Source organism: Pseudomonas allii (assembly GCF_055380095.1).
Map to the genome: position 1 here is coordinate 2327682 of NZ_AP039450.1, position 22236 is coordinate 2349917.

Sequence of the window (22236 nt, forward strand, 5' to 3'; positions counted from 1 at the left end):
GAGCATGCCCATGCCTGCCGACAGCTGTTTTTTCACTAACCGTGCAGGCGTGCGCCTGCACTTCTTGCGCTGGGGCGATTCGAGCGGCGTGCCCCTGGTACTGTTGCACGGCTTGCGAGCCTATGCACAGACCTGGGAGTCGCTGGTGCAAGCCTTGGGCGCGGGCTACTGCATTTACGCCCTGGATCAGCGTGGCCGGGGGTTGAGCGACTGGGCTGCGCCTGCCAGCTACCACACTCAATCGTATGTCGAAGACCTCGAAGACTTGGTCGCCCACGTGGGCCTGCAGCGATTTGTGTTGCTCGGGCACTCATTGGGCGGTGCCAATGCCCTTGAATATGCGCGGCAACATCCGGGACGTTTGCTGGGGTTGCTGATTGAAGACATCGGTCCCGGCTCTTCAAGCCAGGGCGATGGCGCCGCGCGTATCCGTCGCGAGATGGGCCAGACACCGTTGCAGTTCGAGAGCTGGGAGGCGGCCCGCGCATTCTGGCAGGCTGCGCGTCCGGGCTTGTCGCAAGAGGGCCTGGCATCGAGGCTCGCGCATTCGATGCAAGAGCGCGACGGTGCGATTACCTGGCGTCATGATCAGCAGGGGATTGCCGAGGCGCGCCTGAGCATCGAACCGACGGATTTGTGGCCGGCGGTGCGCGCACTGGATTGCCCGAGCCTGTTCATTCGCGGCGCACGCTCGGATTTCCTGCCGCCTGCGACACTGCAGGCGATGACTGCCTGCAATCCGCATGTGCGCACGGTGGAGGTCGCCGACGCCAGTCACTATGTGCACGACGATCAAGGGCCGGTGTTCAATGCCCTGGTGGCGGAGTTTCTTGAAAGCCTTGCGCGCCCGGAATGAAGCCCACAGCCCGCTTGATTGCATTACTGGCCTCGCTGACGGCCTTTGTGCCGTTTTCCATTGATACCTACTTGCCCAGCCTGCCGCAGATTGCCGTTGAGCTGTCGAGCAGCACGGCCCAAGTGCAACACACGATCAGCGCGTTTCTCGCCGGCTTATGCCTGGGCATGTTGTTTTACGGCCCGCTGTCGGACCGCTATGGACGTCGCGCATTATTGCTGGGCAGCCTCACGCTGTATGGCCTGGCAACTTTGGGGTGCCTGTTTGCCGCAAGCATCGATCAACTGATCGCCTGGCGCTTTATCCAGGCGCTGGGTGGGGCCGGCGCAATGGTGCTGGCCAGAACCGTGGCCAGGGATTTGTTCGGTCTGGCACAGGCCGCCAAAGTGTTGTCCTGGATGCAAATGCTGACAATGATGGCGACGTTGGTTGCGCCCATGGTCGGCACCTGGCTGGTGCTGGTCGACGGTTGGCGCACCATATTCGCGGTGCTGTTCATCCTGTGCGGGTTTTGTCTGCTGATGGTCGGTGTGGGGTTGGACGAAAGCCTGCCGCCGCGGGCGCGCGGCCACTCGCTCAAGGCCGCCTTTGCGGCCTACCCGGGTATTCTCCGCCAGCCTCGGGCGGTCGCGTTGATTCTGTGCATGTCCCTCACGTTTGGCGGCGTGTTCGCTTTTATCACCGCCTCACCCTTTGTTTACGTGGAGTACTTCGGTGTCTCTCCGCGCCTGTTCAGTGCGCTGTTTGGCCTGAACATTCTGGGCATCATCGTCGTGAGCTTTATCAATGCCCGCTGGGTCACGCGCCTGGGGCCGCTGCGCATGCTGGGCGTGGGAACCGCGCTGGCAGGCATCGCCGCAATAGCGTTGTTGGTGGCGGGTTACACGCAATGGGGCGGGCTGACCAGCATCGTCCTGTGCCTGATGCTGTACATGGGGGTGACGGGCTTGCTAGGGGCCAACTGCACGGCGAGCCTGATGAGCATGTTTCCGAGGCAAGCGGGGGCGAGCGTCGCCCTCGGGGTCTCGATGCAGTTTGCCTGTGGGGCGCTGGCGAGTCTGTGGGTCAGTCGCCTGGCGGATGGCACCCCATGGCCTATGTGCCTGGTGGTGGGCTGTTGCGGGCTGGGCTGCCTGGTGGCGTATGCCATTGCGCGGCGCGCGCCGTTCACGCCTGTGGTTATGCGGGATGAGCAGCCTGTGCCGTTTCAACCCTGAGGCGGCGATAAGCACGCGGGGACTGCTGGTAATTTGCTTGAGCTTGCCAGCCACTTGGAGATGCCTGACAGCACAGGATGAGTCCTCGCGCTAAGGCTCTCCCAGATTATTGAACACTGTTTCCAGCATGCGGTTGAGGCGCTGGATCTGGGCTTCGGTCATGCCGCTGAAACTGCGTTTGAACACGTCGCCGGTGGCGGCCTGGATGCGTTCGATGGCGGCCCGGCCCTCAGCCGTGATCCGTACTTGGGTAACCCGTCCATCGTCCTCGCAAGGCGCGGTGTCGACCAGGCCATCGTCCTTCATGCGGTACACCGTTTTGGTGATGGTCGACAGCTTGGCGATGGCGTGGGTGGAGATCTCGGAAATACTGGATTGGCCGTTTTCCTTCAGGATGAACAGCACGCGCCAGCGGGGGATATCCAGGCCGATTTTTTTCAGGGATTTTTCCATGTATTGGCTATAGCGGCCATGCACCATGGCCAGCCAGTAGAACGGAAAATCTTCTTTGTGAAAGTCTTCACTGCCGGGGTCGTAGCGACTGGCGTGTGTTTTCGGAGACGTCATGGTCAGCTCATGTCGGAAGAGGCAAGCAATCATAGACTTTTCTCGTGAATTCGGCACGGTTATCACCGGCTGAAACGCGAGCCATGACGTCGGGGCATGTGAGTGGATTTAATTGACAATTCACGTAATAGTCGGGGAGTGTGAAAAAAGGCAGCCGGCGTTTCAGGCTTCGTTCACTGAGTTTTACAGCGAAGGAAAACGTGACATGACCATCGTGATTGAACAGCTTTCTCTTGGCGGCAACGGGCTTAGCGTGATGGTGAAAGACACCATCGATGTCGCCGGCAGGGTGACTCGTGCCTCGAGTCAGGCGCTTGATGACGCGGCACCCGCCGACACCCATGCCGATGTGGTGCAGGCCCTGTTGGACAAGGGCTGTCACTTGGTGGGCAAGACCAGTCTGCATGAACTGGCGTTCGGCACCACCGGTATCAACCATTGGACGGGGACGGCGCCGAACCCGCGTTTTCCAACGCGTATCCCCGGGGGGTCTTCCAGCGGTTCGGCAGCGGCCGTGGCCGCCGGGTTGGCGGACTTTACCCTCGGCACCGATACCGGTGGTTCGGTGCGTGTCCCGGCGTGTTGTTGTGGGGTGTTTGGCTTCAAACCGACGTTCGGTCGTGTCAGCCGTCGAGGCGTGATGCCTGCGCAAAGCAGTCTCGATTGCGTCGGGCCATTTGCGGCCAGCCTGCCGATGCTGCTCAAGGCCATGCAGGTCATTGACCCCACCTTCCATCCGGTGCCTCTGCAGCAGCCACCACGGCTCGGCGTGCTGGCGGTCCAGGCGAGTGCCGCGGTGCAACGTGTGATCGATGCCGCCGTGGCAGACAGTGGTTTGCCGGCTCAACCCATGACCCTGCCGAGCCTCGACGCCGCCTATGCTGCCGGCATGGTGGTCATCAATCGTGAAACGTTCGACGCCTGTGGGCACTTGTTGGCGACCGGTCTGGTGGGGGCCGATATCGCCAGTCGCCTGGCCGCCGCCGGCACCACCACGGCACACGCCTTGATGCACGCCGGAGAGGTGCGCGAACAGTTCACGGCCGAAGTCGACGCGGCATTGCGTCAGGTCGACGTACTGGTGCTGCCGACCATGCCGGACTTCCCGTTGAGGCTCGCCGATGCCGCCGACACGCAAGCCGTCCTGGGCATGACCCGGTTGGTGCGGCCCTTCAATCTGAGCGGGCACCCGGCGTTGAGCATTCCCCTGGGCAGCGCCGAGGGCCTGCCGGTTGGGCTGCAACTGGTGGGGGCGAAAGGCGCGGACGAACAACTGCTGGCTATCGCCGGCCACCTGCTCGAATGCCTGTATGCCAACCATAAGGGCTGATCGGCCCAGGAGTTGAACATGAGTGAACCACGCTCTTTGGCGGCACTTGAAAGACGCTTGCGCCGTTTTGAAACCCAGGACAGCGTGCGTGCCTGCATGAACCGCTACATGGTGTTGTGTGACGGGTTGGATGCGCACTCGCCGTTGCAGGAGTTGGCCGGGCTGTTCACCCAGGACGCGGTGTGGGAGGGCAAGGGCGCCAAATACGCCAAGACTTTCGGCGGCTATCGCGGGCGTGAGGCCATTGCCGCGATGTTCTCGGGCTACATGAAGTCACCCGCGCACTTTGCCCTCAATGTGCATTTTCTGACCAGCGAGCTGATCGAGGTGCACGATGATCACGTCATGGGCAGCTGGGTGATGTTGCAGACGTCGACATTTGCCAGTGGCGCCTCCCACCTCAATGCCGCTCGGTTGACGGTACGGTTTGCCTTGGAGGAGGGCGTGTGGCGCATGGCGCACTTCCAGACCGAAAACCTGTTCGGGCGCCCTGTGCAGGCCTGGAACAGCGAAGACGACCTGCCGGTGCCCCAGGCTGGCGTCGAATGATCGCCCTGCATCGCTGACACCGCTCACGTCCTTTTGTCATTACCCGCCCCCGGTCTGCCGGGGGCGTGGCGTTGCCGTGCGCGCAGTTTATGGTTGGCTTATTAATTTCGTGAAAAAATATTTTTTTTCCAAAGCGTTTGGTTTTTTTCTGGAAAGATCTATGTGTTAAAAAATCTTTATATAACAATATTTTAAGGAATTAATTGAATGTCATTTTTTAAATTTAAGGCGTTTTAAGCAGTAAATATTGCGTGAATATTCCATTGACTATTCACGTAAATCCGCGCAGATTTATGGCAGCGGCACCCACAAAAATAAAGGTAACCCTATGCCGATCTATCCCGTTTGCCCTGCTTGCGTAGCGCCCCTTCGCGTCGAAGGCACATCCGCCGCGCCCAGAACCCCCCTCCGAGATGCCCGGTTTTTCCGGCACTGAATCCTGCCCAAGCCCATACCGTTCCTGACGACGGAGTAACTATATGCATGCGCTAATTGCCTCAGCGACCGGGGTCGCGAGCTCGCTTGTCGGAGGTGCCGATTTCGAGGTGTTGCTTGACGACATTCGTGAGCGTGCCCGAGCCGGTGAGTTTGACCGCCAGCGGCACATCTCGCGGGATGTGATCGAGTCCTTCAAGCAGCACGGCGTGTACCGGGCCCTGGTGCCCAAACGCTTTGGTGGGCTGGAATGCTCACCCGCCGAATTCTGCCGGGTCATCGAACGTATTTCCCAGGCTGATGGGTCCGCCGGTTGGGTCGCGAGCTTCGGCATGAGCCCGGTCTACCTTGCGGCATTACCCCTCGAGAGCATTGCCCAGGTGTACGCCGATGGCCCTGACCTGGTCTTTGCCGGCGGTATCTTCCCGCCGCAACCGGCTGAAGTGGTTGCCGGTGGCTTCATGGTCAACGGCCGCTGGAAGTACTCCAGTGGGTCGCTGGGGGCAGATATTGTCGGCGTCGGTATCGCACCCAAAGACGGCGATACCTTCGGTTTGCCGCGTATTGCCGTGATGCCGCGCAGCGCCATTCGCATCGAGGAAACCTGGGATACCGTCGGCCTGTTGGGAACGGGCAGTCATGACCTGGTGGCCGACAATGTGCGGGTCGCCGAGGAGTGGACCTTCGTGCGCGGTGGCCTGCCCACTCTCGACGAGCCGTTTTTTCGTTACCCGTCACTGTCATTCGCCACCCAAGTGCTCTCGGTGGTCGGCCTGGGTGTTGCCCGCGCCGCCCTGGATGCATTGACGGACATGGCCTGCGGCCGCGTATCGGTCACCGGCGCGCCGGCGATTGCCGATCGGCCACTGGCTCAAGTCGATATCGCCCGGGCGGAAGCGGACCTGCGGGCAGCCCGTGCATTCTTCTACGAATCCATCGAGCGCGCCTGGGAGTACGTGCTGGCGGGCGATGCAGTGCCGGTGGCAGCCACCAATCTGCTGCGCCTGTCTTCCACCCACGCCACACGCGTGGCCGCCGATGTCGCCCGTACCGCGCAAATGCTCTCGGGCATGAGTGGTGTGTTCAACGACAGCCCGTTGGCCCGCTGCGTCAACGATGCCCAGGTCGTGACCCAGCACGCCTTCATGGGCGACATCACCTATCAGAACGCCGGAGCCATGTTCTTCGGTAAACAACCCTTGCCTGGCTACCTCTAACCGTCGAGACCCTGAAAATGAACGATAAAAAAATGCTCCGCGTGCTGTTCTGCATGGGGATCAACCAGAACTTCTTCGATGCACCCCGTGACGAGCAATTGCAGGTCTGGGCAGCCTTCAGCGCGATGTGGAACGGCATTCACGACCTGGCGGGCGTGCAGGTGCTCGGCAATATGGACGACGACCAGAGCATGGTCGGCCCCTCCGACGGTTTTCCCTGGACCACTTATTTGCTGGCCGATGTGCCGGACATCGACACCGTACATGCCGCCTGCAACCTGTTCCGTAGCACGCCGGTCGGCGATGGCCCGTACAAATTGTGGCGCTACACCAAAGTCGAAGCCCGGGTCGGGCGCGAGCTGATCATCCAGCGCACTTGATGCCGAGGAGGCCATCCCATGAACAAGCTGATTCCTGCCGTGAACCTTGCCGTCGATCCTGCCGACCTGGTGCAGTCCGATCGCGTGCACACCTCGATGTACACCGATGCCCAATTGTTCGACGCCGAGCTTGAGAAGATTTTCTACAGCACCTGGATCTGGGTCGCCCATGAAAGCGAGATCCCCGACAGCGGTAGCTACAAAACCACCTACATCGGCAAGCAGCCGGTGATCGTGGTGCGTGATCGCAAGAAAGACACCCATGTGCTGCTCAATCGCTGTCGTCATCGTGGCGCCACCGTGTGTGAACACAAAAAAGGCAAGACCAACAGTTTCGTCTGCCCGTATCACGGTTGGGGGTATGCATTGGACGGCTCGCTGCGCGGCATCCCGCATCCGGAAAGCTACGCCGATTGCATCGACAAGGCCGAGCTGCCGCTGGTCAGCCTGCGTACCGAACGCTACGCCGGCATGATCTTCGCCACCTTCAAGGATGACATCCAGCCGCTGGAAGACTACCTCGGCGCGGCGAAGAAATGGATGGACCTGTTCATGAAGCAGGGCGCGGGATACGGGATCAAGGTCCCGGGCGAACATCGCTTCCGTTTTCCGGGCAACTGGAAGATCCAGCTGGAAAACACCACCGACGCCTATCACTTCCCGCTGGTGCACAAGAGCTTCCTGTCGTCGGTGGACGAGCAGACCCTGGCGTTGTTCGACTTCGTCAAAGGCCCTGGTTATGTCGAGGACTTGGGCAACGGGCACAGTGTGATGGTGATGATTCCGGACCTGATCGACCTCGAAGCCGACCTGGACAAGCCCATCCCCGAGCGCTTTGAAGCACTGGCCGCCGAGCTGCGTGATGAAGGCATCGAGGAGCTGCAGGTGCGCCGCATTGTGCGTGCGGTGGGCGGCACCGGTTTCAACCTCAATCTGTTTCCGAACGTGGCCTGTTCGATGGCGTTTTTCCGGGTGCTGCAACCGCTCTCGGTGACCGAGACCGAGATTCACCACTCGGTCATCACCATGGACGGCGGCCCGGCCGCCGCCAACCGCTACCGCCTGCGCCTGCATGAGCACTTTCAAGGACCGATGGGGTTTGGTACGCCGGACGACTCCGAAGCCTGGGAGCGTGTGCAGAAGGGCGCAAGCGCCGGCGATGAGCTGTGGATCATGCTCAACCGCGGCCTGCCCGGCGAGCGTGCCAGTGCCGACGGCCGGGTGTCCGACGTAAGTGCTGAAACGGGCATGCGCGCGGCGTACCAACAGTGGAAAAAGATGATGTCGGCCTGAGCCGTGGAGAACCTTATGAATCTGCAAGTGCTGCAAGAAGTCACCGCCTTCATCTGGCAGGAGGGCGACATGCTCGACCATGGCGAGTACGCCGCCTGGTTGAAGATGTGGACACCCAAGGGCACCTACATCATCCCGATCAACCCGAAGGAAACCGACTTCGAGAACACGCTCAACTATGCCTACGACGACCAGCATATGCGTGAGTTGCGGGTAAAACGCCTGATCGGTGGCGAGTCGATCTCCACCAGCCCGCAGCCGCGTACGGTGCGCACGCAATCGCGCTTTCGGGTGCTGAGTGACGACGGTGTGAACGTGACGGTGCGCTGCGCACAGAACGTGCGTGAGTTCCGCAAGGAGAGCCTGAAACTCTACAGCGCCGACCTGACCTACGAGTTGGTGCGGGCTGGGGGTGGCTTTGAGATTCACCGCAAAGTGGTGAGCCTTATCAACAGTGACGATGCCCTCGCCGGTATCGGCTACATCCTTTGAGGCGCGCCGACATGAACCAGATCGCATTGGTAACCGGCGCAGGGCAGGGCCTGGGCCAGCGTTTTTGCGCCAGCCTGCTGCGGGCCGGCTATTCGGTGGTCATTACCGACATCGAGCAGGAGGCCGCAGAGGCTTGCCAGGCGCAATTGGACCCCGCTGGCGCGCACAGCCTGGCCCTGCCCTTGGATGCCGGCCGCAAGGATGACTTCGAGCGTGCCCTGGCCAGTGTGCTGGAACGCTTCGGTGCGCTGCATGTGGTGGTCAACAACGCTGCGGTGACCAAGACCACGCCGTTGATGCAAATCAGCCCTGAGGAGTTTGACGCCGTGGTGGGCCTGAACCTGCGCAGCGTATTCCTGGGGTGCCAGGTGCTGGGCGGGCACATGGCTAACGCCGGTTACGGACGACTCATCAACATGGCGTCCCTGGCAGGGCAGAACGGCGGCACCGCGACGGGCGCGCATTACGCTGCCAGCAAGGGCGCGATCATCACGCTGACCAAGATATTCGCCAAAGAGTTTGCTTCGCGCGGGGTGACAGTCAACGCCATCGCACCTGGGCCCATCGACTCCGCCGCCGTGCATGCGGCCGTGCCGCCGGAGCGCCTGCCGGGCCTGCTGGCCAATATCCCGGTGCAGCGTCTGGGCGATGCGGATTTTCTGGGTGACCTGATCGTGCAGTTGGCGCGGCCCGAAGCCTATTTCACCACCGGGGCCACCTGGGACGTGAATGGCGGCCTGTTCATGCGCTGACTATTACCGGGTCGCCACGGCGACCTTCACGAACTCCATGGAATCATGGCCATGACTGAACAACTGTTGGATGTAGTCGTGCACAAGCGCGAGCTGCAAGGGGACGGCGTTGTCGTCCTGGATTTGACCCGTCGTGACGGTGCACCGCTGCCGTTGTTCGAAGCCGGTGCACATGTCGACATTCACATAAAACCGGGCCTGGTGCGCCAGTACTCGCTGTGCAGCGACCCCGCCGATCAGAGCGTCTATCGGCTGGGCGTGCTCAAGGACCCAGCCTCTCGCGGCGGATCGCTCGGTGTGCACGATACGTTGCAGGAAGGTTGCGAGTTGCAGATCAGCGCACCACGCAATCTGTTTCCGCTGGCCGGCGATGCGCGGCGCTCGATCCTGCTGGGCGGCGGTATCGGTATCACACCGATGATTGCCATGGCTTACACGCTGCAGGCATCGGGTCACGCCTTCGAACTGCATTACTGCGGGCGTGAGCGCGGCCGCAGCGCGTTTTTGGCAGAGCTGGCGGATTCGCCGTTTGCCGCCAAGGTGTTCACCCATTTCGATGATGAAGGGCTTGAACAGCGGCTGGACCTGGCCAACGTGTTGGGGCCGGGTGAGACCGGGGTGCACCTCTACACCTGCGGGCCCGCAGGCTTCATGGAGTGGGTGATGCAAGGTGCGCGTGAACAGGGTTATACCGAGGAGCACATCCACAAGGAGTATTTCCAGGTAGAGGTGGACAGTTCCGGCGCCAGCTTTGAAGTGGTGGCCGCGCGTAGCGGCAAGACCGTCCAGGTGGCAGAAGGGCAAAGCATCCTCGCTGCACTGGCGCAAGTGGGGATCAAGATCGAGATTTCCTGCGAGCAGGGCGTGTGTGGAACCTGCCTGTGCGATGTGCTTGAAGGTGAGCCGGACCACCGCGACGTCTACCTCACGGATGACGAGAAAGCCGGCAATGACCAAATCCTGGTGTGTTGCTCTCGCGCCAAATCAAAAAAACTCGTGCTGGATATCTAAGGGGAACGACATGGTAGACGTAAGCAGTTTTCGTAATGCAATGGCCATGCTCGGCGGCGCCGTGACGGTCATCACCACCGATGGCGTGGCGGGTCGGTTTGGCTTCACCGCGTCAGCGGTGTGCAGCGTGACCGACTCACCGCCTACGCTGTTGGTGTGCATGAACCGATCGTCCCATTCCAACGAGCACTTCAAGCGCAATGGCGCGGTGTGCGTCAACATTCTGTGTGGTGATCATCAGGAAATGTCCGGCGCATTCGCGAACCGTGCGTTGACGATGGATGAGCGCTTTGCCATGACGCAGTGGACCACCCTGGAAAGCGGCGCGCCGGTGATGATCGATGCGCTGGTCAATTTCGACTGCCGTATTGCCCAGGTCCATGAAGTTGGATCCCACAGTATTTTCTACTGTGAGGTCCAGACCATCCGCCAGGGAAATGCCGACGAGGGGCTGGTGTATTTCAACCGTGCTTATCACCGTCTGGGCGAGGCGTCCAAAGCCTGCTGAACCCGGCCCGTTGCGCCGGCTGCCGATAGCGTGCCGGCGTGTGCGATATGAGCACATTGTGTTTTTCAAGGTATGCGGCGTGTTTCTAGAATGTCGCCTTAGTTGTTTCGTGAAAGCGCTGAAGTGCTTCCGCGCCGTCGGTCGCCAGTGCAAGAACGGGCAGGGTTAGAGCAAAGGCGATCATTAAATGCGAGGGCAGTTTCATACTGTTTTCCCACGTTGCGCGCACAACAAGGCGCTAAATTAAATTAGTTGAAATGTAGGTTAGGGCTGATTCGGGCATATAGGGTATCGGTACGGGAATCAACCGTTTTCATAGGTTGAACTCGCACTTTTTGACCTGTGTTCAGCCGATGTTCAGCGTTGTTAAGCTTGAATAAACAAGTTGCACGGCCTTTACAACTCTTCACTTTTACACTCTGGATCGCCTGAAAAGCAAAGTGCTAGTCTGCGCTTTTTTAGAGACGGCAGGGACGCATGAATAAGCTAAAGGAATTGGCTATAAGAAAGCCCTGTTCATTTATTTTTGTCGTTGCGTTTATTGTATTGGCTGTCCTGCAATACAAGCCCGCCGTGCTCAATTACACCACGCGCTTTGTCGACTTTGCCCAATACATGCTTGCGCACGGCGTCACGCTGTTTCCAATCGCTGAAGATCTGCAGCCTTATCCCGATTACACCGTGATCAATACACTCCTGGTGTACCTGGTGTCCCTGCCGTTTGGCCGTGTGTCCATTCTGTCGATGGGAGTGCCTTTTTGCGTCGCTGCCGCCTTGATGTTGGTGTTTATTTACAAGTTGGGGGCGCTGCATGAGAAGAAATGGGGCGCCTACGCGGTGGTGTTTGCGCTGTTCACCTGGTCATTTCTGGACGGCGTGAACTCCCTGGCGCTGGATGTGTACCCGGCACTTTTTACAGTGATGTGCTTTTACCTGGCCTACGCGGGCGAGGTGCATAAACAGCGTTATCGGTTGCTGCTGGTACTTGCCGGCCTGGCTCTGGGCTTTGCGTTTCGTGGCCCGATCGGCCTGATAGGACCTGCCAGTGTCGTTGCCTCTTATTACCTGTTGAGCCGGCAGTGGCGCATGCTGTTGGTGTTCTCATTGTTGGCTGGCGTGGTCCTGGCCACCGGTATCGCGCTGCTGACCTGGGCGGCCTATGTGCAGGGCGGCGATGCTTTTCTGCAAGAGGTGTTGATCATGCAGGGACTGGGGCGGTTCGGCAGTGACCACGCGCCCCGTTATTACTTCTACTTTTCGGCAGGCTTGCTGACCTACGGTGTCACCGCAATCATTGCGGTGAGTGTGATCATCAAGCAGGGCAAACACTTTTTCGAGCGTACGCCGCATCCCGTCACGAGCATGCTCCTGTACCTCACCGGCTGGCTCCTAGTGATCATTGTGCTGTTCACGATTCCAAGTTCGAAAAAGGCGCGTTACATACTGTCGATCACCCCGGCTATTTCGTTGTTGGCGGCCTACGTCTTCGTGGATCGCAGTGAAGCGTTTGCAAATACCCGGAGAAAACTGCTTGGGTTCTGCTTGGAGTTGCCGCTGATAGGCCTCGTGATGCTGTTACTTGCCTATGGGTACAGCTTGTATGCGGTGACCCCGCTGCAGCCCAATTACCTCGGTGCCTGCCTGGGTTTGATTACGCTTGTGGCCGTGCGGCCCTGGTTGGAATCACGCTTTCACGGGCATCCCCATCGTGAGTTCGTCGTCTTTTCTTTCGGGGCTGTCACCTTTCTCATACTGGATATGTTTTTCTTCAACTCCGTTACTTACCATCTGGAGTTGGCCCATGAGCCGACGCCTAAATTCCTGCCTTATTGGTTCTGGTGAACAGTGAGTCTGCAAAAAAAACATACGGTGTTTGCAGGCGCTGGCATCTGTGCGGTGCTGCTGGGATTGGTGGTGTTCGTTCTGCAAAACCTGTCCGATATGGAGTTGACGGACGCTCGGGTTTCGACGCTGACGTTTCGCTCTGGCGACGCACAGTTGGTCGGGACGCTAGTCTTGCCATTGAATGTCCAGGCGCCGCCCGTGGCGCTGATCATTCATGGGGATGGTCCCATGGACCGCTTCGCAGCCCACGGCTACTTCCCGCTGATCAACAGTTTGCTCGACGCTGGAATCGGCGTGTTTACCTGGGACAAACAGGGGATTGGCGAGAGCACAGGCCATTGGCTCAGCCAGTCGATGGCGGACCGTGCCACGGAAGCGGTGGCCGCGCTCGCGCAGGTGCGCAAGCAGGAGGGGGTTGCACCGGAAAAGGTCGGGTTCCTGGGTTTTTCCCAAGGTGGCTGGGTCATTCCGCGTGCCGCCAGTGAAGGCGACCCAGGCTTTTCAGTGATTATCGGCGGGGCCGTGAGCTGGCGCCGACAAGGCATGTACTACACGCAGGTGCGATTGGCGGAGGAGGGCCGTTCCCAGGCTGAGATCGACGCCATCGTCAAAGAGCAATACGAGAAGAACGACAAGGTTTTCGGCACGGCGAATCAAGCCTACAGCCCCCACCTGTTTCCCGGTATGGACCGTGCTCATTTCAACTTCGTCCAGAAAAACTACAACGAAGAGGTGACTGCCGCAGTGAAAACCATGAAGGGCCCGGTGCTGGCGGTCTGGGGCGACCAGGACCTGAATGTCAATACGGCCGAGGACTCAAGCGTCTACCGGAAGATGTTTGCTGGCACCCGGGATAGGCACGTGGTGGTCATCCCCAACGCCACCCACAGTTTGTTGAGGGCCGGCCTGTTCAATGATCAATTGGTATCGCAATGGCCGGCATGGAAAGAGTACGCGTTCATGGCACTGGGGCGTCACGCCTATGCGCCGGGTTCCCTGGAACTGATGAGTCGCTGGGTCAAGTCTTCAACGTCGGTCCGGTGAACGTTTGCAAAGCCGGCGCAACGGTTACACGGTGGATTGAGCGTCCATATTGCTCAAGTAGCTGAACAGATTCGCCGCCTCCGGTGACAGCCGCGTCGGATCCGCCACGCCGACATACAAGGTCCGCGCCGCCCATTCCCCCTCCAGCGGTATCGCCCGCAGTTTTGCTTGCAGCAGCTCCGGATGCACCGACCCCAACGGCAGGATGCCAATCCCCAATCCCGCCTCGATCATCCGGCAGATCCCATCGAAGCTGCTGACCTGGATACGCACTTTCAGGCGTTTGCCGGTGCCGGCGGCGGCATCGTTGATGCGCCGCAACAGTGAGCTGCCCTGGTTCAAGGCGACGTAGTCAAAGTCGAGGGTATCGGCCAGGGATACGCTTGAGCAGTGCGCCAGTGCATGCGTCTGCGGCACCAGCACCACCAGCCGGTCGTGCCGATAGGGGCGCATGTGCAAGCCGGGTGCGGGCACGTTGTCGGCAAAAATGCCGATCTCGGCCTCGCCGTTTTCCACGGCGTGAATCGTGCGGTCGCTCAGGGCTTCTTCCAGTTCGATGCGTACATGGGGGTTGGCCGCCAGAAAGGCCGCCAGGTCTGCCGGCAGGAACTGGATCACCGCCGAGGTGTTGGCAAACAGCCGCACATGGCCACGTACACCCTTGGCGTAATCGTCGGCGTCATGGGCCATTTGCTGGGCGACGTCGAGCATTGTGCGTGCATGTTCCGCCAGGCCTCGACCCGCCGGAGTGAGTTGCAAGCCGCGGGGGACGCGGTTGAACAGGGTGCAGTGGGTCACCCGCTCCAGTTCGGCCAGGCGCTTGCTCGCGGCGGAAACGGTCATGTGCGCGCCGTTGGCCGCCTGGGTGAGGTTTTGCGTGTTGGCGGCCAGCACCAGCAGGCGCAGCGACACCAGGTCCAGTTGCAGCAGGTTGATCATATTGATGCCCTGGCTTTCCAATCTGGAAAGAGTAGTGGAAATCTTTGAAATTCTCACGACCTGTCTTTGCGCGGATTATCCGGTCATCGCCTCCAACAACAACGGACAACGTCATGAGCCTACCCCTGGAAGGCATCAAGGTGGTCGAAATGGGCCAACTGATTGCCGGACCCTTCGCCGCCAAGATCCTCGCCGAGTTCGGCGCCGAAGTGATCAAGATCGAACCGCCGGTCACCGGCGACCCCCTGCGCAAATGGCGCCTGCTGCACGACGGCACCTCGGTGTGGTGGGCCGCCCAGTCACGCAACAAGCAATCGGTCACCCTCGACCTGCGTCAGGGCGAAGCCCGTGAGGTGGTCAAGCGGCTGGTCAAGGACGCCGACATCCTGATCGAGAACTTCCGCCCCGGCACCCTTGAGAAATGGGGCCTGGGCTGGGATGCACTGTCGGCAATCAACCCCGGCCTGGTGATGCTGCGGGTCTCCGGCTACGGCCAGACCGGGCCGTATCGCGACTTGCCGGGCTTTGGGGTGATCGGCGAGGCCATGGGCGGTTTGCGCCATCTTTCCGGCGAGCCAGGGCGCACGCCGGTGCGCGTCGGGGTGTCGATCGGCGACTCGTTGTCCGCCTTGCACGGGGTGATCGGTGTGCTGCTTGCCCTGCGCCATCGCGAGCAGCAGCGCGGCGTCGGCCAGCAGGTGGATGTGGCCTTGTACGAGTCGGTGTTCAACCTGATGGAAAGCCTGATTCCCGAATATTCGGTGTTCGGCACGGTGCGTGAACCGGCCGGCAGCAGCTTGCCCGGCATCGCGCCGACCAACGCCTACCGTTGCAAGGATGGAAAGTATGCGTTGATCGCCGGCAATGGCGACAGCATCTACCGACGCCTGATGGAAAAGATCGAGCGCCTGGACCTCGCCGACGACCCGGAACTGGCGCAGAACGATGGCCGCGTACGCCATGTGGCCCGCATCGACGCGGCGATTTCCACCTGGACGGCCGAGCGTAACCTGGAGGAGGTACTCGCCGCGTTGAAGGACGCCAACATTCCCTCCGGCAAGATCTACGACGCCGCCGACATCGCCGTCGACCCCCATTACCAGGCGCGCGACATGCTGCTCGCCAGCCAGCTGGACGACGGCACCGCCGTCACCTTGCCCGGCATTGTCCCCAAGCTGACCGCCACGCCCGGCCGCGTGCAGTCGCGCGCGCCGCGTCTGGGGCAGCACACCGATGCGGTGCTCGACAGCATCGGTATCGACGCGCCGACCCGTGCCGCCTGGCGCGCTCGCGGCCTGATCTGAACCAAGGAGCCCTTCAATGAAACGCCTGTACCTGCAGGAAGTCGCCACCCGTGACGGCTTCCAGAACGAAAAGAGCTTTATCGATACCGAACAGAAAATCGCCCTGATCGATGCGCTGAGCCAGTGCGGCTACGCCAAGATCGAAGTGACCTCGTTCACCTCGCCCAAGGCCATCCCCGCCTTGCGTGACGCCGAGGCGGTGATGGCCGGGATCCAGCGCCAAAGCGGCGTGGAATACACGGTGCTGGTGCCCAACGTGCGTGGTGCCGAACGGGCGCTGGGGTGCGGCATCGACGAGGCCAACCTGGTGATGTCGGTGAGCGAGTCGCACAACCGTTCCAACCTGCGCATGACCCGCGAACAGTCGTTCGCCCAGCTCAGGGAAGTGGTGGGGGTGATCGGGCGTGGGCCGGTGGCGGTCAATGTGTCGTTGTCCACGGTGTTCGGTTGCCCGATGCAGGGGGAGGTGCCGGTCGACGAAGTGCTGGCCTGGGTCGGGCGGTTCGCCGAGCTGGGTGTGCGCGGCGTTACGCTGTGCGACACCACCGGGATGGCCTATCCGACGCAGGTGGAGACTTTGTCACGCCAGGTGCGCGAACGCTTTCCCGAGCTGCAACTGACCCTGCATTTCCATAACACCCGGGGCATGGCGCTGGCCAATACGCTGGGCGCGTTGCAGGCCGGGATCGAGCGCTTCGACGCGTCGCTTGGCGGCCTCGGCGGCTGCCCCTATGCCCCCGGTGCCAGTGGCAACGTGTGCATGGAAGACCTGGTGCACATGCTCGACCTGATGGGCTACGACACTGGCCTGCAACTGGACCGCGTACTGGCGGCGTCCGCCCGCTTGCCGGGGCTGATCGGCCATGCCACCCCCAGCCAGATCCTCAAGGCCGGCAAGCGCCTGGACCTGCATCCCATTCCCGCACGCGTGCACAGCCTCAGCCAACAGGTAGCCCACCATGATTGATCATCTCGACCACCTGGTCCTCACCACGATTGACCTTGCCGCCTGCACAGACTTCTACACCCGCGTCATGGGCCTGCGCCTGGAGACCTTTGGCAATGGCCGCATCGCTTTCTGTTTCGGCAACCAGAAAATCAATGTGCATGAGCGTGGGCATGAGTTCGAGCCCAAGGCCCACCTGCCGGTGCCGGGTGCGCTGGACCTGTGCTTTATCGCCAGTGTCTCGCTGGACGCGGTGGTCAGCCATTTGAACACCCAGGCCTGGCCGATCATCGAAGGCCCGGTGCTGCGTACCGGCGCGACCGGGCCGATTCGCTCGGTGTATGTGCGTGACCCGGACCTGAACCTCATCGAAATCTCCGAGCAGGTGCCTGCATGAATATCGTATTTCTCGACGGCGCTAGCCTGCCGTCAGCGTTGCCGCGCCCAGCCCAGGCCAGCGCCTGGACCGCGCGCGAAACAACCCGCCCCGACCAAGTGCTTGAAGCCCTGGCCGACGCCGACGTGGCGATCACCAACAAGGTCCGCATCGACCGCGCCACACTGGCGCAATTGCCGCGCTTGCAACTGATCTGCGTGGCGGCCACCGGCTACGACTGCGTGGACATCGCCGCCTGCCGCGATCAGGGCGTGACGGTGTGCAACGTGCCGGCGTACAGCGCGGTCAGTGTGGCCGAATCGGTTATCGGCGCCTTGTTTGCGCTGCGCCGCCACCTGCTGGCCTACCGCGCGGCGTCGGCCAGCCGCTGGCCGCAGTCGTCGCACTTCTGTGTGCACGACGCGCCGATCCAGGACCTGCAAGGCTCGACCCTGGGCATCGTCGGGCGCGGTGATATCGGCAGCCGCGTGGCGCGCCTGGCCAAGGCCCTGGACATCACCGTGCTGTTCGCCGAACACCGCGGCGCGCCGCAGGTGAGGGCGGGCTACACCGCCTTCAACGAGGTGTTGGCCAAGGCCGATGCGCTGACCCTGCATTGCCCGCTCACGCCCCACACGCGCTACTTGATCGGTGCCGCCGAGATCGCCCGGATGAAACCCGGCGCGTTGCTGATCAACACCGCACGCGGTGCGCTGGTGGACGAAAACGCCGTGCTCGATGGGCTCGCCAGTGGTCGATTGGGCGGCGCGGCGCTGGATGTGCTGCACGTGGAGCCGCCGCAGGCCGACCACCCGCTGTTGCATTGCGAGCACCCCAATTTGCTGGTCACGCCCCACGTCGCCTGGGCCAGCCAAAGCAGCGTCGCACGCCTCAAGGCCGTGCTGGCCGCCAACATCGAGGCATTCGCCGCCCACCGACCGATCAACGTGGTGACCTGAAGCTCCAGCAACTTCCCTCATAAAACCTATAGGCAGAGCCATGACAAAAATAATCAGCTCGTCCATCGACTCCGTGAATCAGGCGCCTGCAAGGCGAACACCGCTGTACCAGCATCTGTATGTGCAGGTGCTGGCGGCCATTGTGCTGGGGGTGATCCTCGGCCACTTCAGCCCGGGCCTGGGCGAACAGATGAAGCCCTTGGGCGACACGTTCATCAAGCTGATCAAGATGCTGATCGCGCCGATCATCTTCTGCACGGTGGTCAGCGGTATCGCCGGCATGCAGGACCTCAAGCGCATCGGCCGCATCGGCTTCAAGTCGTTGGTCTACTTTGAAGTGCTGACCACCATCGCCCTGATGGTCGGCCTGATCGGCGTCAACCTGTTCAAGCCGGGCGCCGGCATGCACATCGACCCGGCCAGCCTCGACGTTTCGGCCATCGCCGGCTACACCAAGGCGGCCCACGACCAGAGCGTGGTCGGTTTCCTCACCCACATCGTGCCCAGCACCGTGTTCGGTGCGTTTACCGATGGCGACATCCTCCAGGTGTTGTTCATCTCGGTGCTGTTTGCCTTTGGCCTGCAATTGCTGGGCGACACTGGCAAGCCGTTGCTCAACACCATCGACCTGGTGGCCAAGGCGTTCTTCCGCATGCTCAAGATCGTCATGTACCTGGCGCCGCTGGGCGCGTTCGGCGGCATGGCGTTCACCGTGGGCAAGTACGGCGTGCAGTCCCTGGGCGCCTACGTGAACCTGCTGCTGTGCTACTACGTCACCGGGCTGGTATTCGTGTTCGTGGTGCTCAACCTGGTGGCGCGGCTGGCCGGTTTCAGCCTGTGGAAGTTCCTCAAGTACATCCGTGAAGAACTGGTGCTGGTGCTGGGTACGTCGTCCTCCGAATCAGCCTTGCCGCGCCTGATGGGCAAGCTGGAAAAACTCGGCTGCGAGAAATCCACCGTCGGCCTGGTGGTGCCGTCCGGTTACTGCTTCAACCTCGACGGCAGCTGCATCAACATGACGGTGCTGGCGATCTTCATTGCCCAGGCGCTGGACATCGACGTGTCGCTGTACCACCAGGTGACCCTGCTGTTGATCCTGCTGCTGACTTCCAAAGGCGCGGCGAGCGTGACCGGCGGTGCGTTTATCACTCTGGCCGCCACCCTTGGCTCGATCGATGTGATCCCGGCGGCAGGCCTGGTGCTGGTGTTGGGCGTGTACCGGTTTATCTCCGAGGGTGGCGCGCTGATCAACGTGATCGGCAACGGCGTTGCCACGCTGTTCATTGCGCGCTGGGATGGGGCGTTGGATCGTGAGCAGCTCAAGCGTGAGTTGGGGTAGGGCACAGGCTGGGAAATGTACGCCGCTGTACACTCGCTGTGCACCACGCAGCGTGGGGTGTAGAGTGGCCGGCAATTCCCAGGCAAAGGTGACCACCGGATGGCGCAATCGGCAAAACCGCGAGGCAAGAACCAGGACACGGGCTGGCGAGGCTCGGTCGATGTGTGGCTGGACGCCGCCTACGTCGCGTTGAAAGAGTCTGGCATCGACGCCGTGCGCGTGATGCCGCTGGCCAAGCAGTTGGGCTTGTCGCGTACCAGTTTCTATTGGTTCTTCGAGGACCGCGAGCAACTGCTCGCCGCGTTGCTGGCCCGTTGGCGGGACAAGAACACCGGCAACCTGGTGCACCAGTGTGAGCGTTATGCCGAAAGCATTTGCGAGGCGATTCTCAACGTCTTTGAATGCTGGCTGAACCCGCAGCTGTTCGACTCGCAGTTCGAATTTGCCGTGCGCAGTTGGGCGATGCAGTCGGCGGAGGTCTCGGCGGAAATCGCGCTGGCCGATGACACCCGTATCAACGCCCTGACCGGCATGTTCCGGCGCTTTGGCTACGATGACGAGGCCGCCGATGTGCGTGCGCGGACCATCTACCTCACGCAGATCGGCTACATCTCGATGAACACCAGCGAGGACGTGGTAGTGCGCTTCCGGCGTATTCCCCAGTACGTCAGCGTGTTCACCGGCAAGGCCTTGAAGCGGCGCGAACTGGACCGCTTCTTCGGGGCGTTTGGCTACGCCGAGACGGCACCGGGGGAGTTTGAACCGCTTTAGAGGTCCTTGACCAACCGCAACGCGTCGTAGATCGCCGCATGGGTGTTGCGTGCGGCCACCGCATCGCCGATGCGGAACAGTTGGAAGCGACCCTCGGGGTTGGTCACCAGGTGCTGCGCGTTGCCGGCGATCAAGTCATGCTGCTCGACCGCGCCACCGTTGCTGGAATGCCCACGCAGGTCGAAGTACAGGTCATCCAGCGGCAGGGTGCCGTGGTTGATCACTACCTGGTCCACCACCCGTTGCTTGTGCACCGTGCCGTAGTCACTGCCGAAAGTGACCAGCAGCCGACCGTCGCGTTGCTCCACCGTCTCGACCCGATAGGTCACGGTAAAGGTCACGTCCAGGTCCTGCAGGCTGCGCATGTAGGGCACCAGGTTCATGGCCATGACTTCCGGCGCGAACGAGCGGTCCGGGGTGACGATTTCGACGCTGGCACCGCTCTGCGCAATCACCTCGGCCGCTTGCAGCGCCGCGTGGTCGCCGGCGTCGTCGAAGATCAACACATGGCGCCCCGGCTTGACGTCGCCGGAAATGATGTCCCAGGTCGACACCACCAGCTCATTGCCCTGGGCCAGCACCTCGGTGTCGGGCAGGCCGCCAGTGGCCACGATCACCACGTCCGGCTCAAAGCCCAGCACCGTCTCCGCCTCGGCCCAGGTGTTGAAGTGGAACTTGACCCCGAGGCGTTCGCACTGGCTCATGCGCCAGTCGATGATGCCGATCATCTCGCGGCGCCGCTCGCTCAGGGCGGTCAGGCGGATCTGCCCGCCAGGCCGGTCCGCCGCTTCCAGCACCGTGACGTCATGCCCGCGCTCCCCAGCGACCCGCGCCGCTTCCAGCCCGGCAGGTCCCGTGCCGACAATCAGCACTTTGCGCGGCACCGCCGCTTTGGGAATGGCATGGGGCATGCTGGTTTCGCGACCGGTGGCGGGGTTGTGGATGCAGTACGCCGCACCGCCCTGGTAGATGCGATCGAGGCAGTAATTGGCACCGACGCAGGGCCGAATGTCTTCTTCACGCCGTTCGATGATCTTGCGCACGATATGCGGGTCGGTCATATGGGCGCGGGTCATGCCGACCATGTCCACCTTGCCTGACGCGATGGCGTAGCGCGCCGTGGCGACATCGGGGATTTTCGCCGCATGGAAGGTGGGGAACCCGGTGGATGCGCGAATCTCGCCGGCAAAATCCAGGTGCGGCGAGTTGCGCATGCCCTGGATCGGGATCACATCGGTGAGGCCTGCGTCCGTGTCGATATGCCCGCGCACCACATTGAGGAAGTCCACCAGGCCGCTGTCCTTGAGCAGGTGCGACACCTGCAAACCTTCGTTGGCGCCGAACCCGCCCGGCAGCGCCTCGTCGCCGGTGTAGCGCACGCCGAGCAGGAAGTCTTCACCGACCCGCTGGCGAATGCCGCGCAGGACATCGAAGGTAAAACGCATGCGGTTTTCCAGCGAACCGCCGTACGGACCATCCAGATCGTTGGTGAGCGGCGACCAGAACTGGTCCATCAAATGCCCGTAGGCTTGCAGCTCCAGGCCATCCAACCCGGCGGCCTGCATGCGCTCGGCCGCGTCGACGTAGTCTTTGATGATCCGCTCGATGTCCCAGTCTTCCAGCTTCTTCGGGAAGGAGCGGTGCGAGGCCTCGCGCCGGTGTGAAGGCGACACCACCGGCAGCCAGTCGGCCTTGTCCCAGCGTGTGCGACGGCCCAGGTGCGTCAACTGGATCATCACCGCCGCGCCGTGTTCGTGGCACTCGTCCGTCAAGTCCTTCAGCCAGCCGACCACTTCATCCTTGTACGCCAGCACGTTGTTGAACACCGGTGGGCTGTCCCGCGACACCGCGGCGGAGCCTGCGGTCATGGTCAGGGCCACGCCGGCCTTGGCGCGTTCGACGTGGTAGGCGCGGTACAGCGCCTGCGGCATGCCGTCCACCGGGTAGGCCGGTTCGTGGGCCGTGGTCATGATCCGGTTGCGCAGGGTCAGGTGCTTGATCTTGTAGGTCTGCAGCAGGGGATCGCTGGACATCAGGGTGTGCTCCGTCGTGGGCATCATCAGGCTTGGCGATTTGAAATTAGGGTAAATGTACATGTGTGTCAAT

The 22236-nt window shown here is 61.6% G+C and carries 22 protein-coding genes; 19 read left to right on the forward strand and 3 right to left on the reverse strand.

Annotation, left to right across the window (positions count from 1 at the left end; genetic code table 11):
• Positions 1 to 10: 10 nt before the first annotated feature.
• Together ACZ445_RS10710 and ACZ445_RS10715 are read left to right on the forward strand one after the other, a co-directional pair.
• Positions 11 to 856 (forward strand): alpha/beta fold hydrolase, encoded by an 846-nt coding sequence (locus ACZ445_RS10710; RefSeq protein WP_310863572.1) that lies wholly within the window; start codon positions 11 to 13, stop codon positions 854 to 856.
• Positions 853 to 2073 carry a multidrug effflux MFS transporter gene (locus ACZ445_RS10715; RefSeq protein WP_464708298.1) on the forward strand — a complete coding sequence of 407 codons (1221 nt, stop codon included), beginning with the start codon at positions 853 to 855 and terminating at the stop codon, positions 2071 to 2073. The genes ACZ445_RS10710 and ACZ445_RS10715 overlap by 4 nt, the downstream gene beginning before the upstream one ends.
• A 90-nt stretch (positions 2074 to 2163) precedes the next feature.
• On the opposite strand, the gene ACZ445_RS10720 is transcribed toward ACZ445_RS10715, so the two are convergent.
• Positions 2164 to 2640 carry a MarR family winged helix-turn-helix transcriptional regulator gene (locus tag ACZ445_RS10720; RefSeq protein ID WP_058427089.1) on the reverse strand — a complete coding sequence of 159 codons (477 nt, stop codon included), beginning with the start codon at positions 2638 to 2640 and terminating at the stop codon, positions 2164 to 2166.
• A 205-nt stretch (positions 2641 to 2845) separates the two neighbouring features.
• Here ACZ445_RS10720 and ACZ445_RS10725 point away from each other — a divergent pair, with 205 nt between their 5' ends.
• From ACZ445_RS10725 to ACZ445_RS10775, 11 genes are all read left to right on the forward strand, one after another.
• A complete protein-coding gene (locus ACZ445_RS10725) occupies positions 2846 to 3970 on the forward strand; it encodes an amidase (protein WP_179029004.1) in 1125 nt (374 codons plus the stop codon).
• Positions 3971 to 3988: 18 nt separating this feature from the next.
• Positions 3989 to 4519: a nuclear transport factor 2 family protein gene (locus ACZ445_RS10730; protein ID WP_058427087.1), complete on the forward strand. Its 531-nt coding sequence runs from the start codon at positions 3989 to 3991 to the stop codon at positions 4517 to 4519.
• Between the two features lie 479 nt (positions 4520 to 4998).
• Positions 4999 to 6171, forward strand: coding sequence for an indole-3-acetate monooxygenase (iacA, locus tag ACZ445_RS10735; RefSeq protein WP_464705137.1), 1173 nt, complete (start codon positions 4999 to 5001; stop codon positions 6169 to 6171).
• Positions 6172 to 6188: 17 nt separating this feature from the next.
• Positions 6189 to 6551, forward strand: a complete 363-nt coding sequence (locus ACZ445_RS10740) for an IacB protein (RefSeq protein WP_071494982.1) — start codon at positions 6189 to 6191, stop codon at positions 6549 to 6551.
• 18 nt (positions 6552 to 6569) lie between these two features.
• Complete coding sequence (locus ACZ445_RS10745) at positions 6570 to 7844, forward strand: aromatic ring-hydroxylating oxygenase subunit alpha (protein ID WP_464705138.1); 1275 nt, start codon at positions 6570 to 6572, stop codon at positions 7842 to 7844.
• Positions 7845 to 7859: 15 nt separating this feature from the next.
• On the forward strand, positions 7860 to 8336 hold the full coding sequence (locus tag ACZ445_RS10750; RefSeq protein ID WP_058427083.1) for an aromatic-ring-hydroxylating dioxygenase subunit beta: 477 nt from the start codon (positions 7860 to 7862) through the stop codon (positions 8334 to 8336).
• Positions 8337 to 8347: 11 nt separating this feature from the next.
• Positions 8348 to 9088, forward strand: a complete 741-nt coding sequence (locus ACZ445_RS10755; protein ID WP_179029008.1) for an SDR family NAD(P)-dependent oxidoreductase — start codon at positions 8348 to 8350, stop codon at positions 9086 to 9088.
• Between the two features lie 51 nt (positions 9089 to 9139).
• Positions 9140 to 10099, forward strand: a complete 960-nt coding sequence (locus ACZ445_RS10760) for a PDR/VanB family oxidoreductase (RefSeq protein ID WP_058427081.1) — start codon at positions 9140 to 9142, stop codon at positions 10097 to 10099.
• A gap of 10 nt (positions 10100 to 10109) precedes the next feature.
• Entirely contained in the window at positions 10110 to 10607 is a 498-nt protein-coding gene (locus ACZ445_RS10765) for a flavin reductase (protein WP_058427080.1), read from the forward strand.
• A 477-nt stretch (positions 10608 to 11084) separates the two neighbouring features.
• Positions 11085 to 12449, forward strand: coding sequence for an ArnT family glycosyltransferase (locus tag ACZ445_RS10770; protein WP_179029010.1), 1365 nt, complete (start codon positions 11085 to 11087; stop codon positions 12447 to 12449).
• A 3-nt stretch (positions 12450 to 12452) separates the two neighbouring features.
• On the forward strand, positions 12453 to 13496 hold the full coding sequence (locus tag ACZ445_RS10775; RefSeq protein ID WP_341869303.1) for an alpha/beta hydrolase family protein: 1044 nt from the start codon (positions 12453 to 12455) through the stop codon (positions 13494 to 13496).
• Positions 13497 to 13520: 24 nt separating this feature from the next.
• Here ACZ445_RS10775 and ACZ445_RS10780 read toward each other — a convergent pair whose 3' ends face one another.
• Positions 13521 to 14435, reverse strand: a complete 915-nt coding sequence (locus ACZ445_RS10780) for a LysR substrate-binding domain-containing protein (RefSeq protein WP_179029011.1) — start codon at positions 14433 to 14435, stop codon at positions 13521 to 13523.
• A 113-nt stretch (positions 14436 to 14548) separates the two neighbouring features.
• Here ACZ445_RS10780 and ACZ445_RS10785 point away from each other — a divergent pair, with 113 nt between their 5' ends.
• From ACZ445_RS10785 to ACZ445_RS10810, 6 genes are all read left to right on the forward strand, one after another.
• Positions 14549 to 15739: a CaiB/BaiF CoA transferase family protein gene (locus ACZ445_RS10785; RefSeq protein ID WP_058427079.1), complete on the forward strand. Its 1191-nt coding sequence runs from the start codon at positions 14549 to 14551 to the stop codon at positions 15737 to 15739.
• Positions 15740 to 15755: 16 nt separating this feature from the next.
• Positions 15756 to 16706, forward strand: a complete 951-nt coding sequence (locus tag ACZ445_RS10790) for a hydroxymethylglutaryl-CoA lyase (RefSeq protein WP_058427078.1) — start codon at positions 15756 to 15758, stop codon at positions 16704 to 16706.
• Positions 16699 to 17082 (forward strand): VOC family protein, encoded by a 384-nt coding sequence (locus ACZ445_RS10795; RefSeq protein ID WP_058427077.1) that lies wholly within the window; start codon positions 16699 to 16701, stop codon positions 17080 to 17082. The genes ACZ445_RS10790 and ACZ445_RS10795 overlap by 8 nt, the downstream gene beginning before the upstream one ends.
• Complete coding sequence (locus ACZ445_RS10800; RefSeq protein WP_058427076.1) at positions 17079 to 18020, forward strand: D-2-hydroxyacid dehydrogenase; 942 nt, start codon at positions 17079 to 17081, stop codon at positions 18018 to 18020. The genes ACZ445_RS10795 and ACZ445_RS10800 overlap by 4 nt, the downstream gene beginning before the upstream one ends.
• 40 nt (positions 18021 to 18060) lie before the next feature.
• The gene (gene dctA, locus ACZ445_RS10805; RefSeq protein WP_058427075.1) at positions 18061 to 19359 is read left to right on the forward strand and encodes a C4-dicarboxylate transporter DctA; all 1299 of its coding nucleotides are present in this window, start codon (positions 18061 to 18063) and stop codon (positions 19357 to 19359) included.
• A gap of 99 nt (positions 19360 to 19458) precedes the next feature.
• On the forward strand, positions 19459 to 20130 hold the full coding sequence (locus tag ACZ445_RS10810) for a TetR/AcrR family transcriptional regulator (protein WP_058427074.1): 672 nt from the start codon (positions 19459 to 19461) through the stop codon (positions 20128 to 20130).
• Here ACZ445_RS10810 and ACZ445_RS10815 read toward each other — a convergent pair.
• Positions 20127 to 22163, reverse strand: a complete 2037-nt coding sequence (locus ACZ445_RS10815) for an oxidoreductase (protein WP_464708299.1) — start codon at positions 22161 to 22163, stop codon at positions 20127 to 20129. The two genes, ACZ445_RS10810 and ACZ445_RS10815, sit on opposite strands and share 4 nt — an antisense overlap.
• Positions 22164 to 22236 lie beyond the last annotated feature (73 nt).

Coding starts and splice junctions, on each gene's coding strand:
- ACZ445_RS10710 (WP_310863572.1), top strand. CDS start 11: ATGCCTGCCGACAGCTGTTTTTTCACTAACCGTGCAGGCGTGCGCCTG.
- ACZ445_RS10715 (WP_464708298.1), top strand. CDS start 853: ATGAAGCCCACAGCCCGCTTGATTGCATTACTGGCCTCGCTGACGGCC.
- ACZ445_RS10720 (WP_058427089.1), bottom strand. CDS start 2,640: ATGACGTCTCCGAAAACACACGCCAGTCGCTACGACCCCGGCAGTGAA.
- ACZ445_RS10725 (WP_179029004.1), top strand. CDS start 2,846: ATGACCATCGTGATTGAACAGCTTTCTCTTGGCGGCAACGGGCTTAGC.
- ACZ445_RS10730 (WP_058427087.1), top strand. CDS start 3,989: ATGAGTGAACCACGCTCTTTGGCGGCACTTGAAAGACGCTTGCGCCGT.
- iacA (WP_464705137.1), top strand. CDS start 4,999: ATGCATGCGCTAATTGCCTCAGCGACCGGGGTCGCGAGCTCGCTTGTC.
- ACZ445_RS10740 (WP_071494982.1), top strand. CDS start 6,189: ATGAACGATAAAAAAATGCTCCGCGTGCTGTTCTGCATGGGGATCAAC.
- ACZ445_RS10745 (WP_464705138.1), top strand. CDS start 6,570: ATGAACAAGCTGATTCCTGCCGTGAACCTTGCCGTCGATCCTGCCGAC.
- ACZ445_RS10750 (WP_058427083.1), top strand. CDS start 7,860: ATGAATCTGCAAGTGCTGCAAGAAGTCACCGCCTTCATCTGGCAGGAG.
- ACZ445_RS10755 (WP_179029008.1), top strand. CDS start 8,348: ATGAACCAGATCGCATTGGTAACCGGCGCAGGGCAGGGCCTGGGCCAG.
- ACZ445_RS10760 (WP_058427081.1), top strand. CDS start 9,140: ATGACTGAACAACTGTTGGATGTAGTCGTGCACAAGCGCGAGCTGCAA.
- ACZ445_RS10765 (WP_058427080.1), top strand. CDS start 10,110: ATGGTAGACGTAAGCAGTTTTCGTAATGCAATGGCCATGCTCGGCGGC.
- ACZ445_RS10770 (WP_179029010.1), top strand. CDS start 11,085: ATGAATAAGCTAAAGGAATTGGCTATAAGAAAGCCCTGTTCATTTATT.
- ACZ445_RS10780 (WP_179029011.1), bottom strand. CDS start 14,435: ATGATCAACCTGCTGCAACTGGACCTGGTGTCGCTGCGCCTGCTGGTG.
- ACZ445_RS10785 (WP_058427079.1), top strand. CDS start 14,549: ATGAGCCTACCCCTGGAAGGCATCAAGGTGGTCGAAATGGGCCAACTG.
- ACZ445_RS10790 (WP_058427078.1), top strand. CDS start 15,756: ATGAAACGCCTGTACCTGCAGGAAGTCGCCACCCGTGACGGCTTCCAG.
- ACZ445_RS10795 (WP_058427077.1), top strand. CDS start 16,699: ATGATTGATCATCTCGACCACCTGGTCCTCACCACGATTGACCTTGCC.
- ACZ445_RS10800 (WP_058427076.1), top strand. CDS start 17,079: ATGAATATCGTATTTCTCGACGGCGCTAGCCTGCCGTCAGCGTTGCCG.
- dctA (WP_058427075.1), top strand. CDS start 18,061: ATGACAAAAATAATCAGCTCGTCCATCGACTCCGTGAATCAGGCGCCT.
- ACZ445_RS10810 (WP_058427074.1), top strand. CDS start 19,459: ATGGCGCAATCGGCAAAACCGCGAGGCAAGAACCAGGACACGGGCTGG.
- ACZ445_RS10815 (WP_464708299.1), bottom strand. CDS start 22,163: ATGTCCAGCGATCCCCTGCTGCAGACCTACAAGATCAAGCACCTGACC.